The sequence below is a fragment of the Vibrio injensis genome (genome assembly GCF_001895205.1).
In the GTDB taxonomy this organism is placed as follows: Bacteria; Pseudomonadota; Gammaproteobacteria; order Enterobacterales; family Vibrionaceae; genus Vibrio; species Vibrio injensis.
Genome location: NZ_BDJF01000027.1, coordinates 267,365 through 281,458, shown reverse-complemented (window position 1 = coordinate 281,458; position 14,094 = coordinate 267,365). Strand labels below are relative to the sequence as shown.

Genomic DNA, 14,094 nt, shown 5'->3' with positions numbered 1-14,094 from the left:
GCTGTCTTTTTTTATTTAAGTGCATGGACGGTTATTGATTACGCAGACGCTGCCAGTAGCGTTCATAAATAACGAGGGCTTCTGGGCCAACATCGTTAATAAATTCGCCTTTTTGCATCTCTTCATCAGAAGGGAAAATCGATGGATTGTTACGTAATTCGTCCGCTAATAAAGCTCTTCCTGATTGGGTTGCCGATGCATAGCCTAAACTATTTACGATTTCGGCTTGATTCTCAGCTTGATACATAAAATTAATAAATTTATGCGCTAGTGCTTTATTATTACTACCGGAAGGAATGGTAAAGTTATCCATCCATAGTACAGCACCTTCTTCAGGCATCACGAAGGTGAGCTCTGGTAGCTCTTCTTGGCCTTGGAAAGCGTTGCCATTCCACTGCATGCCTAGGGCGACTTCGCCAGAAACATAAGGTACATGCGGCGCATCAGAGTTATACAGCAACACATTACGTTTTAAGGCAACCAATGATTGATAAGCCTTTTCTATTTCTGCTTCGTTTTGGGTATTGATACTAAATCCATTGAGTTTCAGTGCCATACCAAATACATCACGCATATCATCAATCAGCATGACTTGACGGACATATTTCGGGTCCCACAGATCGGCCCAGCGAGAAATTCCGTTAGGCAAATAAGCAGCGTTGTAGCTAAGGCCAGTAATCCCCCAGATGTAGGGCAAAGAATACTGGTTTTTTGGATCATGCGCTTGACCTAATAACGATGGCATAGCATCTTTCATGTTTGGAATTTGTGCATGATCCAATTCGCTCAATAGCCCTTCACGAGCCATTTTTTCAATAAAATAAGCGGAGGCAAAAACTACATCATATCCGCTGCCTTTAAGAAGTTTGAGTCTGGTGTACATGGATTCATTATTCTCGAAGGTTGAATAATGGATCGAAACCCCTTCTTGAGCTTCAAACTGTTTGAGTGATTTTTCTGGCAGGTAGCCACCCCAAGCGTAAACATTCAGTCTTTGTGCTTGTGCACTCACTTGAGTGGAGGTAATGACGGCTGCGAGGACCAATCCTTTGATGAAAGATTTCATTGCATTTTCGTTCCTTAAAGTCCAGCCCAATGCTGGTGTTCAGGTGCATAATTAGTTAAATCTCTGTTTCAATAAAGCAAATATAATTTATCGTTAAGAACAATTTTTTTAACCTTGTCGATAGTATTATTGTTCATCGATATTATTCATCGGCAACACGCCTACTCCGTATCCATGTCAGCTTTGTGCTACCATTGCCTGATAATGATGAACGGTGATCTTGTATGACGACTTTAACAACTGATTATCTTAACTACTTCCAATCTCTTCAACACTGTGCACAGCAGCGTAATCACCGTTTTGCTGTTTATCTTTCTGGCGAGTTATCATGGAGCCGACCTCTGCTTCAAACATGGCTAAGCACATTAGATGAAAATCTTGTGGTGGTGCAATTAGGTGGGGAGCCATTTTTCACCGCTTCCACGTTGGCGTATAACCAAGGACAACGCCTTTTAGGTCAAGAATGCCATGTCATGATTGCTGACTTTAGCCAAGGGTTTGATGCGAATAGTTTCAGCGCGGCATTAGGCACATTGATTGGTGGTGGCCTGCTGTTTATTATCGGTCACAGGGTCAGTCCTACGGCTGCTGATAATTGTTGGCTTACGCGAGGACTAGAGCAGTTACTGGTTGTGTCTGCAAGTCATATTCCTGCGCTTCCGATATCATCCACTGTTTCGGTTTTCTGTGATACCAGTGAGCAAGAATTAGCGGTTGACGCGATTCTCCGGGTCATCACTGGACATCGTAAGCGCCCACTATTGCTCACCGCTGATCGTGGTAGAGGTAAAAGTAGCGCTTTAGGTATCGCTGCCGCCAAGTTAATGCAATCGCGATCGATCAAGATCATTATTACGGCTCCACGCTTGTCGGCGATTTCTCCAGTATTTTATTTTGCAGCGCAAGGTTTACCTGGTGCCAAGATAAGTAAAGATAAAATTGATTATCAAGCCTCTCAATTACGATTTGTTGCTCCCGATGAGCTGGAGCAACATGAGTGTGACTGTGATTTATTGTTGGTCGATGAGGCTGCAGCGCTGCCGCTACCGTTTTTATATCGTTTTGTTGAGCGTTATAATCGAGCGGTATTTTCTACCACTATTCATGGTTATGAAGGATGTGGCCGAGGCTTTACCTTAAAATTCCAAGATTGGTTAGCGCAACATCGACCACAAACTCATTTTCAACATTTGCACCAACCTATTCGTTGGGCTGCGCAAGACCCTCTAGAGGCTTGGCATCGAGAGACCTTTCTCCTTAATTATGATTTACGCTCGGATTTAGCGGAACTGACTCTGGATAGTATCGACTATTTTAGTGTATCGAAAGCTGAGTTATTGGCATCACCAACGTTATTAAAAGAGGTGTTTGGTTTATTAGTTAATGCCCATTATCAAACCTCGCCGAATGATCTCTTTCATTTATTGAGTGACGAAAAACTAACGCTCTACGTTGCTAGCCATCAGCAGTGTCTGGTTGGGTGTCTATTAGCCGTACAAGAAGGCGGATTGGACCAAGAGTTAATTGAGTCTATTCAGTTGGGGCAGCGTCGTCCTCGAGGACATCTTGTTCCAATTACATTAGCCAATCAAGTGGGAATCACGGAAGCTGCGCAGCAGCTGTGCTGGCGAGTGATGCGAATAGCGGTTCATCCGCAACGACAAAATATGGGTATTGGCAGTCAACTACTGTCTCAGTTTATTGAGCACCACTCTTGTGATTATATTGCGACAAGCTTTGGTGCTACTGCCGAGCTTATCCATTTTTGGCAGCGTAATGGTTTTCATAGTATCAAGTTAGGTTCACAACGTGATCAAGCGAGTGGCTGTTTTTCTTTACTTATGGTTTATGGCCAACAGGTAGAATGGCTTTCTCGGGCTCGTTGGCAGTTTCAAATACACTTACTTTATGAATTGAAAGAGAGCTTACAGCGCTTAGCCGCTAATACGGTTCGCTTGTTATTATGCGAAGCTGAGAGTGAGTCACTGAGTCAGTTACCGTTCGAACTGCTGGCTCGTTACAGTTTGGGGGGAGCTAATTATGAGAGTGTTGCCGTTTGGATTGAAAAGCTTTTGATTCATTCGGCGAGTAAGCCAACGATAGTGCTCGATGAATTACTGATTGAAAAAGTCATTCAGCAGCGATCCTGGACTGAGTGTGCTTCCTTACATGGCTACACTGGTCGCAAACAAACTGAGCAAGTCTTACGTCAGAACCTCGCTCAGTTATTGCGTGATTTACAGTGTAAACTGAGCCATCAGTAAAACGAGCGTTGAGATTTACACTGTAAACCGAAAAGCTTGTGACTGAGTCTACGAATTAAATCAATCTCTATTGGTATGAAGAGCAAACACTGACTATCTTTATAAGGGGTTGCTTATATTCTCTTTCTACAAAGGACTCAACCTTGTAATCATTAGACGCTCAGTTTACTTAACGCGCTGTGGTTTAATCATGTTCATGGTCGATCATGATTGATATGACAGTACTGATTATGCCGTTAAATACTTTGAGCCTGAAATTATGCTCGATGATTTTGCTCGATAATAAACGAAATCGACTCGTTGCTTGTTAAGCAAAAACACGTTAGGAGTCACTATGGCTATTTCACGAAGGACGTTTCTTAAAGCGGGTGTTGGGGTGGGGGCGGTGGGCGCCGTGGGCGTCGGTTATCGGCAGATAAATAAAACCAAAACTCAAGCCAACATCGTTATTGTGGGGGGGGGTGCCGCTGGAATAGGTATTGCTAACCAATTGGGGCATCATTTGGACGGTGCGACGATAACCGTGATAGAGCCACGTGGTTTTCACTGGTATCAACCGGGCCAAACATTGTTACTTGCCGGAGTTTATACACAAGTCAGTGATGTGATTAGTGCCAATGAACGCTTTATTGATGCGAGTGTACGATGGATTGAGGATTCAGTTGTCGAGTATCGGCCAGATCAGAATCAAGTGGTGACTGAAACGGGGTTGCTGGTCAATTATGACTATTTGATTGTTGCGACGGGTGTTGAACTTCGTTATGACCTCATTGAAGGGTTTGATCCGCAAGAAATTGGTCAAAACGGAATTACCAGTATCTATTACAGTCCGCAGGCGGGAATTGTGAGTCATCAACAAGCTCAAGCATTTGCTCATGGTCAAGGTGGTAAAGCTGTTTTTACTCGACCTCAGGGAGCGATGAAATGTGCTGGAGCGCCGCTAAAAGCGACCAATTTGGTGGAGTCTTTTGTCGCTAAAGCTGGCCATCGGGACAATTTTTCTTTTGACTATTTTACGGCAGAGAATTTCCTTTTTTCGGTTAAAGTGTTTGATCAACGGATACGAGAGATTTGGCAGCAACGTGCTATTGACTCACATTTTCAGCATACCTTAACGTCAGTCGATACCAGTAAAAAACAAGCCACATTCCAACTAGCCGATCAATCGTCATATACCGTTGATTGGGATTTTATTCATGTTGCTCCTCCTATGACGGCTATCAAAACCATCAGAGAATCACCATTAGCCGATAACGAGCAATTTAAGGGCTATCTAGAGGTTGATCAGTATACGATGCAGCATAAGCGTTACAGCAATATTTTTGGCTTGGGAGATAATGTAGGGACGCCAATAGGTAAGACAGCGGCGTCTGTCAAAACACAAATTCCTGTAGTGACAGAAAACCTAACAGCACTAATAAAAGATGAACCATTAATGGCAAAATGGGATGGTTATACGTCATGCCCAATGATCTTAGATGTGGGGCATGCAATGCTGTGGGAGTTTGACTTCACTCTTCAACCGATGACAGCATTACCGTTTCAAGTCGTTGACCCTCTGAAAAGCAGTCGCTTTGCTTGGAAAGTAAAAGAATCTGTGATTAAACCGATTTACGATATGATGCTGCGTGGTTATACACCGATGTAGCATATTTTTGACAATAGAAAACACTCGCTACGTCCACTTTTTATAAAACGTAGCGAGTAATCATAAGCAAAAATCAACCCATCATATTCCTTTAAACTGATTAATCTTAGCAGCTAAATGAGTCATCTGTTTTTCTACGCCGATCACTGAGTGTTCACCTTGCTGAGTCAGTTGTTCGGTGCGGCTACTTTGTTCGTTTAAATTTTCTATGCTTTGATTAATTTCTACTACCGCTGCACTTTGTTCTTCAGCACCTTGAGCGATTTGTTGGTTCATTGAGAAAAGTGCTTGTAGAGTCGTATTTAATGCTTGCACATCTTTTACTGCCTGATGATGAGTGGTTAAACTGTGCTGGCTATTTTCATGTACGACTTCAATTTGTGTGGTTACTGAATTCGATGCCGATCTAAGCTTATTGATAATGTCTTGGATTTCGGTGGTAGACTCACTGGTGCGCTGGGAAAGCGAACGTACTTCATCGGCGACTACCGCAAACCCTCGACCATGTTCTCCTGCTCTTGCTGCTTCAATCGCTGCGTTTAACGCTAATAAGTTGGTTTGCTCGGAAATAGAGCTAATCACTTCGAGAACGCGGAGAATATTTTCAATATGATTATTGAGTTGTTGCAAACTTTGTTGGCTCGTGGCCATATTTGAACCCAGTTGTTCTATGTGGGTAAGACTGCTGTGCATCGCAGAGAGTGCATTTTGTAATGAGCTATTGCCTTGGGCGGAAAGCTCCCCTGCATGGTTAGCAAGTCTCGTGGCTTCTTCTGTACGTTCTGTAATATGTTGGCTGGCTTGAGAAATCGTTCCTAAGGCGCTACGCTGTTCCTCTGTCGCTTGATTGGTCTCTTTGGCGTTATGCTTTAATTGTAAAAAAGCCACTTGTGATTCTGCTACCGTCTGGTTGACGGAGCTTAATGAGTCTCGGAAGCGCTCAATAAAAAGATTAATTTTTTGCGATAAATTCGCGACCTCAGCACCATCAAAAATATTAACTTTGTGATTTAAATCAAGATGTTGAGCAATATGATCAATCTCGCTGCTTAGTTGTTGGATAGGCTTAGTTAATGCGGTGACCACAAAATGCATGATAACTAAGGCTACGGCGATAAAAATTAGCGTAAATAGAAGTGATTGAATAAATTGATCGATGATTGGTGAGATGATTTGAGACTTCGGTATTTCAACAACCACAAAGCGGTCTAAGTCTGCTAACCAATAAGATCCGATTAAATAGGCGTGTTGATTAACGGTGAGCTCAGTAATAATGGGAGCCGCTTTTCCTGCACTGATGGCTTGCTGCAGTTGTCCACTGGTATGACTGGCTAATACAGAGTCTTTAGGAGCGACTTGGATTTTACCGTCGCTTGAGGCCAACATAGCTCGACCGTTAGAGCCTATCCTAAAACCTTCGATCATGCTAACTAAGCTACTGACGTTAAAGCCTAATCCTGCGACCACGTAAGGTTGATTGGTTTGAGGATTGACTTGTGTACTGCGATAATTAATAAAAATAACGTATTGACCACCGACCTGGTCTTGGTTCATGTTCAATTCAATGGCCTTGTTTTTACCGAGAAAGTTGGGATAGAAATCTTTAAATGGATAGTCGCTAAGGCGAGTGGCTCGATGTTGACCATCATAAGTAAAAATATATTTTCCTTCTGCGCTGTCTAACACGGCAAACGCATTGTCTGCTCCGAGCCGAGTCATCGCATTTTCTAATGCCTGATGAGCTACCGCGGGATTACGAATGGATCTTTGTTCAGCGCTCCAGTCCAGTAAACCTGAATGATGAGCAAGAAAATTTGATCCAGTGATCGCCGGTTGTAGCTGATTACTGATTTCAAACGCGAGCCCACGTAATTGACTCGGTAGAGTGTGTGATTTAAGTTCATTCAACTGATCATTTGCTGTGCGCATGGCCTGTTGCCCCATGGCAATCAATGTACAAGTCACCAGTATGATAGATAGAACCCAGTTAATTCTGCGACGAATTGATAGCGTTTTCCAATACATAACATAAGCCTCATTTATTATTATTAACCAACCTATAGATAATAGTGTCTGTTTAATAAAGTGAGTAATAAATGAGCATAAATATGCTTAACAATTTAGTAACGTTTTGATGGCGCGACTATTTTTAATCATAAAAAGTTAATCTAACAGCAGTGAATGATCTTATTGATGGTATCCGCGTAAAGATTTTGTTGTCTCTATTTCTCTTTGAATCAAGGATCTGATCCCGACATGAATTTCAAAACGGTTCGTTTACTATTAGGCGATCAGCTTAATGCTCAACACGCTTGGTTTAAGCAGGTTGATGATGATGTGCTGTATATCATTGCTGAGCTTCATCAAGAAAGTCGTTATGTGACTCATCATATTCAAAAGACCGTAGCGTTCTTTTTAGCGATGCAAGAATTTGCTCAAGCGAGACAGGAAGAAGGCCATCAGGTACTCTATCTGACCCTCGATGAGACACAGGGTTTTGCTGAGCTACCACAATTGATTACGCACTACGTGCAACTGACGGGAGCTATCTCTTTTCAATATCAGCGTCCTGATGAATATCGTTTGCTCGCTCAACTGGCGAACTTACGGCTTGCTAATACGGTCATTGATTGTGTCGATAGCGAGCATTTTTTACTACCGTTTGATGAGATTGAGCAATACTTCCCTAAAGGGAAGCATAAAACGATGGAACACTTTTATCGGCGAATGCGGCAACGTTTTGCGGTTTTAGTCGAAGAGGGGAAACCGCTTGCTGGGCAATGGAATTTTGATGCCAGTAACCGTAATAAATTAAAAGCACAAGATATTGCTCAGCTACCCGAACCTTTACTATTCAAAAATAATCCGGCGCAAATCCTTGAGCGGCTAAATCGACATGGAATACAAACGATTGGACACCTAGAGGGAGATTTGTTTTGGCCAGTTAATCGTGCGCAGAGTTTGACACTGCTTGCTCACTTCTGCCGTGTATGTTTACCACGCTTTGGCCAATTTCAGGATGCGATGACCCATCTGCATCCTGCGCAATGGAGTCTTTATCATAGCCGATTGTCTTTTGCCCTTAATAGTAAGCTTCTACACCCTAAAGAAGTGATTGATGCAGCGGTTACGGCTTATCAGCGTGAGAGCCAGATCGATCTTGCTCAAGTGGAAGGTTTTGTTCGCCAAATTTTAGGCTGGCGTGAATATATACGTGGTATTTATTGGGCGAACATGCCGCATTATGCTCAGATCAATGTATTACAGGCTACGCGTCGGTTACCTGATTATTTTTGGACGGCAAAAACCAAAATGCATTGTATGCAGCGAGCGATTGGTCAATCACTCGATTTTGCTTATGCACACCACATTCAGCGTCTGATGGTGACGGGAAACTTCTGTTTATTAACTGGAATCAATCCCGATGAAGTCGATGCTTGGTATTTAGGTGTCTACATCGATGCCATTGAGTGGGTAGAGATGCCAAATACGCGAGGAATGGCTTTATTTGCCGATGGTGGGATCGTCGGGACTAAACCGTATGCGGCCAGCGGTTCTTATATCAATAAAATGAGCGATTATTGTAAGAACTGCATCTATGATAATAAGGCGCGCAGTGGCAAGGGTTCCTGCCCGTTTAATAGTCTTTATTGGCGATTTATGCACCAGCAGCGTGATCGCTTAGCAGTCAATCCCCGTATCGGAATGTTGTATCGCTCATGGGATAACATGACTGATCAGCAACGTGCTGATATCTTGCAGACGGCGGAATATTACTTGAGTCATCTTGAGGAGCTATAATGGATATTTTGGTGGTTGGCGCAAATGGTGGCATCGGTTTGGCCATCGTAAAGCAGTTATTGACGGCTTTACCTGAAGCAAATATTCATGCCACTTATCATCGACAACGTCCAGATTTCACTTCTCAACGGGTGACTTGGTTTCAGTTGGATGTCACCCAAGAGTCTGGTGTTGCTATGTTCAGCCAGCGTTTTTCGACAATTGACTGGTTAATTAACGCCGTTGGTATGCTTCACGCTCAAGATCATGGTCCTGAAAAAAATTTGCAAGCACTGGATGGCGATTTTTTCATGCAAAATATTGCTGTTAATACCTTACCTACGCTGTTATTGGCCAAATATTTTTCACCACTAATGAAAGCGAGCACTGCTGCCAAGTTTGTGACCATTTCCGCGAAAGTGGGCAGTATTAGTGATAATCGTCTTGGCGGTTGGTATAGCTATCGGGCTTCGAAAGCGGCGTTAAATATGCTGCTGAAAACTCTCTCTATTGAGTGGCAACGTACGATCAAACAAGGTGTAGTATTGGCACTACATCCTGGGACCACGGATACACCGTTGTCTAAGCCTTTTCAAGCCAATGTCCCTGTCGATAAACTATTAACGCCACAGCAGTCTGCAGCGCTGCTCGTCGAGTTAATCAGCCAAGCGACCTCGCAGCAAACGGGACAGTTTTTGGCGTATAACGGAGAGCGCTTACCTTGGTAATTACGTTTTGTCCATTTTATGATGCGGAGCGAAGCCTTAACGTTTGATGATAATCAAATAAAAAACGGAGATTTCGCTATCTTCTCTGAGTTGGCGTATGATGCGCTCATCGCCGTTATTATTGAACTTTATGACTAAATCAATCCCTGTCCAGACTCAATTTCAATCTGAACCCTCTTCGCCAATCACCTGTGCAACTTGTCAGGCTTGTTGCTGCCGATTAGAAGTGATGCTCATTAGCGATACAGGGGTTCCTAAGCAGCACGTCGCGGTGGATCAATGGGGTGGAGAAACGATGCGTCGTTTGGATGACGGGTGGTGTTCGGCGCTCGATCGTGAAACCTTTATGTGTACTATTTATGAATTGCGCCCTTGGGTTTGTCGCGCCTTTGAAATGGGCGAATATGAGTGCAGAGAAGAAAGAGCTTTATTTCTTTGATGCTTAGGTTTACCTCGGGTTGTTTTGACGAGCGAATAGATTGGCTGGGTTGTTTCCATGTCAGTGATGGTTGATTATTACCTCGCTTCATTTAGGTATCTAAGTTGGTTGGTTTGTAGATCAATTGATTTCTACCTCGTCGCTTGGCTTCATACAACATATCATCTGCTCGATTCACCAAGGTTGAAATATCTTGATAGCCACAAAATAGACCAACACTGATCGTGACTGAGAAGGAGTGTTGATTATGGCTAAAGGATAAACTCGCGACCTGCTTGATGAGTTGTTCGAGCTTCTCAATGACTATCGGAAACTCTTGTTTAGAATAGAGACAAAATTCTTCGCCACCAAAACGTGCTATCAGTTCGTTATCTTCATGATTAAAAAGATTTTGCATGCACTGAGCGACCGATTGCAAAACTTCATCTCCCATCGCATGACCGTATAAGTCATTCACTTTTTTAAAATGATCCAAGTCGAGCATCGCAATACTGATCAGGTTTTTCGTGGTATAGATATGATCAAAAAAGAAGCGTCGATTCCACAATCCAGTCAACGCATCTTTATTAGCAAGATAAAACATCCGGTCGTTGGAATCTTTTAAATTTAATAAATTATTGACCCGACAATAGAACTCATCTTGATTGAAGGGTTTATGCAAAAAGTCGTTTGCTCCCGCTTTCAGGAACTGTGAGGTAATTGAGCGATCATTACTTGCCGAAACCCCAAGCAGCATAAATTTATGACGTGGATACAAAGCTAGGGTTTCTTGGATCATCGTGACGCCATTTTTAATGGGCATATCATGATCGACAATCACTAGCGTGATTTGCGGATTATGTTTCAGTATCTCTAAGCCTTGTTGACCATTCTCTGCTTCTAAGCAATGAATGTAGCAACGCTGTAATAATTGACACATATGACGCCGTACCATCACTGAATCATCAACCACTAAAGCGGTATGGGCTAGGTTGCTAATCAAACGATTAATGAGCGGCGCTAAATAAGCGACAGATGCTACGCTGTCTTTAAGGATATAATCGAGAATCCCTTTGTTGACAAGTCGTTGACGAATATCATCATTTACATGAGCGGTGAGGACAATGCTAGGGATATTCTTTTCGATCAGCAGATCGACGATTTCTCCGTCTTGTGCATCAGGTAAGCAGTAATCCAATACCGCACAGAGTATATTGGTTGATTCTGGGGCATCGAGTAAACGACGAGCCGATTGATAGTCATCGGCAATCAGTAAATCCACCTCTAGCTTTGAAAGAAGGGCAGTTAAGTAATTTCGATAAGCTCGACTGTCTTCAACGATGAGTACGGAATGTTGCACAGTAATACTCCCAATGGTTCTAATCGGACGCTGTTCCCATATTTATCGGGTGTTACCTGAGCCATTAATTGAAAGTCGCCAACGCTATCTATAAGAGTAGGCTCGTTATTTGTTTGTTATTGTTCTCTTTCTCTTTCTCTTTCTCTTTCTCTTTCTCTTTCTCTTTCTCTTTCTCTTTCTCTTTCTCTTTCTCTTTCTCTTTCTCAACTCGACAGTTGTAACGTTTAATTATTAAGTTCGGTATTCTTTATGAAGCGGTTTCCGTTTTGAGCAAAGACTCTGAATCCAATCACCTCGCTTATCAAGGTGATTGGAGATTCATTCACGGTTTACCTCTCAGCTAGCCCAGATCGCTTGGCTATCGCTGACTGCTTATGACTCCGTTATGGCCCAGAATCTGTAATTTACACTGTAAACACCTTAAACTTTAAACCGTCCAACTAAGTTATATAACTCATGCGCACGGCCATTAAGATCTTGACTGCTGGCTTTATTTTCATTAGCCAGATCGGCAGACTGACTACTTTGGTCAGAAATGATCACAATTCGTTCGGAGATTTCTTGGCCAACAATACTTTGTTCTTCAGTCGCGGTGGCAATTAATGAGTTCATATCCATGATAACACCGATAGATTGTTGAATACTTTCCAGAGCTTTTGCTGCTTCGCTGGCTTCTTTGACGGTTGATGTGCTGCGATGTTGACTTGAATCCATCGCTTTCACGGCGTTGTCTGAAGCAGACTTTAACTGCTGAATCATATTATGGATATCTTCCGTACTGTCTTGAGTACGGCTGGCTAATTTACGAACTTCATCCGCCACAACGGCAAAGCCTCTGCCTTGATCGCCTGCTCGTGCGGCTTCAATTGCAGCGTTCAATGCCAGTAAATTGGTTTGTTCAGCAATATCTTGAATAACCACTAAAGAGCTGGAAATATTTTTGACATCGCCTTCGAGTTTAGAAATTACGGTACTGGCCTCGGCAACCTCTTTAGCTAAGGCTTGTACTGATCGAGCCGCAGATTCGACAATCTTATGCGCTTCTTGGGCATTGTCTTCGGCTTGTCTTGCCGAATTGGCTGCTTGATTGGCATTATTCGAGATTTCTTGAGCGGTCGTTGTCATTTCAGTCATCGCGGTGGCGACCTGCTCGGTCTCTTCGCGCTGCCCTGTAGCAATGATATCCACTTGAGCGGCTCGTTGCGTCATGGTATCGGTTTCTGCAACCACTTGTTGTCCGAGTTGATGGACGCGTTGGATAATCCCTTGCAGGCTGGCTACAAAAGCATTGAAATTACTGCTTAGGCGGGCAAACTCTGGAATGGTGAAGCTTTCCATCCGAGCGGTGAGATCGGCATCGCCACTGGCAAAAGAGCGAATCGAGTCATCCAGCATATCCAGTGGGCGCATAATGCTGCGGTTTAAGAACAGCGCCATGACTCCGACAATAATGACAATAACAGTGGCAATCGTGGTTAATGTCCAAAGGCTTTGAGTCAGTTGCTGCTGGGCTCGTTTTTCCATGGCAGCAATTTCTGCATCGACGTCATCGGTATAAAACCCAGTACCTATGGTTAAATCCCATTGAGGAATATAAATCGAGTAGCTGAGCTTAGGTAAAGGTACCGATTCACCGGGTTTTGGAAAATAGTAAACTGAGAATTCATCTTTTCTCGCGTTATTAATGATATCTCGAATTAAAAAGTTACCTTGGGCATCGGTCATGTTGATGAAATTATCGCCTAGTCCCGCTTTACTCTGACCAAGGAGAAGGCGAGTCCCTTTACTGTCATAACCAAAAATATAACCGTCAAGCCCAAAGCGAATCTCTCGCAAAATCGTCAGTGCCTCTTCTAAAGGCGCTTGACGACGCAGTAATGGCTCGATTGCGGTACGCGAAATCTCCAAATAAGATTTCAGCTCGGTTTTTTTCATCTCCATCATCGCAAGGCGAGTATTATTCATCTGCCCTTGAGTCAAACTGCGCGTTTCTGCGAAGGTTGAATAGATCATACTTAAGGCAATCAGTAATAAAGGCACAAGCGACAAGATATAGAGGCGCTGGCGTATGGTTAGATTCATGGTGTTTTCCATCTTTCATGATTATTAAGTTCAAACCAACTGAGACCATTTTGCCTACTTCATCATTTCGTGGCGTGAGAATGATTGGTTATCTTATCGATATCATTGTCAGCGATGCAGGCTATTAACATAATATTAGTGCAGATATTTAACGGTGAATGAAAGATTACTATGTGGTGCCTCACATTTTTATGGTTAGTGAAGAAGGAAGCGCATCTTACTACTGAAAAAGTCTGACTTTGTGGTTGATGAATGTTTATTACGCGTTGCGGTGAGAGACCCTGAGCGAGCGAATCGATGTTTTTGTATTTCAACACTCCATTTCTCCTGTGCTATAATCTGTGCCCATTTATCGGTAAGAGCCTTAAGCCCCATGAGTTTAAAAAACGATCTGCAAAAATTACACAGCCGTCTTGATACTTGTTCCCATAAGTTAGAAGCGGCTAAGACTCGCGGTGATAGCGCTATGGTGAGCAAATTTACGGATGAAGTTGATCAGTTGACCAAACAACTTAATAGTCTGAAGAATAAAGCCGAATATGAGCTAAACAAAGAGCGTAAAATGCTCGCAGATATGCCGTTTTATCGTGAGTTGACCAAAGAAGAGCAAGCCGATTTAGGAAAGCTGAAAAAATCGGTTAAAGGACTAATTATTGTCCATCCTACAACTAAAATTGGTAAAGCTTTGCGGGTTGAAGTGATGACTGGTTTTGCGCCTAAACCATTTTAATCGGCGCTCGGCCTACTT

General features: G+C 43.0%; 10 protein-coding genes. 6 read left to right on the top strand and 4 right to left on the bottom strand.

What is annotated here, in order from left to right; translation table 11 throughout:
- Window positions 1-31 precede the first annotated feature (31 nt).
- Complete coding sequence (locus BSR11_RS13330) at window positions 32-1,066, bottom strand: ABC transporter substrate-binding protein (protein WP_072670830.1); 1,035 nt, start codon at window positions 1,064-1,066, stop codon at window positions 32-34.
- A 224-nt stretch (window positions 1,067-1,290) separates the two neighbouring features.
- Between BSR11_RS13330 and BSR11_RS13325 the strand changes: the two genes are divergently transcribed.
- Together BSR11_RS13325 and BSR11_RS13320 are read left to right on the top strand one after the other, a co-directional pair.
- Window positions 1,291-3,330, top strand: coding sequence for a tRNA(Met) cytidine acetyltransferase TmcA (locus BSR11_RS13325; protein WP_072670829.1), 2,040 nt, complete (start codon window positions 1,291-1,293; stop codon window positions 3,328-3,330).
- A gap of 334 nt (window positions 3,331-3,664) precedes the next feature.
- The gene (locus tag BSR11_RS13320) at window positions 3,665-4,978 is read left to right on the top strand and encodes an FAD-dependent oxidoreductase (RefSeq protein ID WP_072670828.1); all 1,314 of its coding nucleotides are present in this window, start codon (window positions 3,665-3,667) and stop codon (window positions 4,976-4,978) included.
- Window positions 4,979-5,059: 81 nt separating this feature from the next.
- Here BSR11_RS13320 and BSR11_RS13315 read toward each other — a convergent pair whose 3' ends face one another.
- Window positions 5,060-7,003 carry a methyl-accepting chemotaxis protein gene (locus BSR11_RS13315; protein ID WP_072670827.1) on the bottom strand — a complete coding sequence of 648 codons (1,944 nt, stop codon included), beginning with the start codon at window positions 7,001-7,003 and terminating at the stop codon, window positions 5,060-5,062.
- A 231-nt stretch (window positions 7,004-7,234) separates the two neighbouring features.
- Here BSR11_RS13315 and BSR11_RS13310 point away from each other — a divergent pair, with 231 nt between their 5' ends.
- From BSR11_RS13310 to BSR11_RS13300, 3 genes are all read left to right on the top strand, one after another.
- Window positions 7,235-8,779: a cryptochrome/photolyase family protein gene (locus BSR11_RS13310; protein ID WP_072670826.1), complete on the top strand. Its 1,545-nt coding sequence runs from the start codon at window positions 7,235-7,237 to the stop codon at window positions 8,777-8,779.
- Complete coding sequence (locus BSR11_RS13305; protein WP_072670825.1) at window positions 8,779-9,486, top strand: SDR family oxidoreductase; 708 nt, start codon at window positions 8,779-8,781, stop codon at window positions 9,484-9,486. Before BSR11_RS13310 ends, BSR11_RS13305 begins: the two co-directional genes overlap by 1 nt.
- A gap of 130 nt (window positions 9,487-9,616) precedes the next feature.
- Window positions 9,617-9,925 carry a YkgJ family cysteine cluster protein gene (locus BSR11_RS13300; protein ID WP_072671210.1) on the top strand — a complete coding sequence of 103 codons (309 nt, stop codon included), beginning with the start codon at window positions 9,617-9,619 and terminating at the stop codon, window positions 9,923-9,925.
- Window positions 9,926-10,016: 91 nt separating this feature from the next.
- On the opposite strand, the gene BSR11_RS13295 is transcribed toward BSR11_RS13300, so the two are convergent.
- The gene (locus tag BSR11_RS13295) at window positions 10,017-11,264 is read right to left on the bottom strand and encodes a GGDEF domain-containing response regulator (protein ID WP_072670824.1); all 1,248 of its coding nucleotides are present in this window, start codon (window positions 11,262-11,264) and stop codon (window positions 10,017-10,019) included.
- A 420-nt stretch (window positions 11,265-11,684) separates the two neighbouring features.
- Window positions 11,685-13,346: a methyl-accepting chemotaxis protein gene (locus BSR11_RS13290; RefSeq protein WP_072670823.1), complete on the bottom strand. Its 1,662-nt coding sequence runs from the start codon at window positions 13,344-13,346 to the stop codon at window positions 11,685-11,687.
- Between the two features lie 373 nt (window positions 13,347-13,719).
- Between BSR11_RS13290 and BSR11_RS13285 the strand changes: the two genes are divergently transcribed.
- Complete coding sequence (locus BSR11_RS13285) at window positions 13,720-14,076, top strand: YibL family ribosome-associated protein (protein WP_072670822.1); 357 nt, start codon at window positions 13,720-13,722, stop codon at window positions 14,074-14,076.
- The last annotated feature ends 18 nt before the right edge of the window (window positions 14,077-14,094 follow it).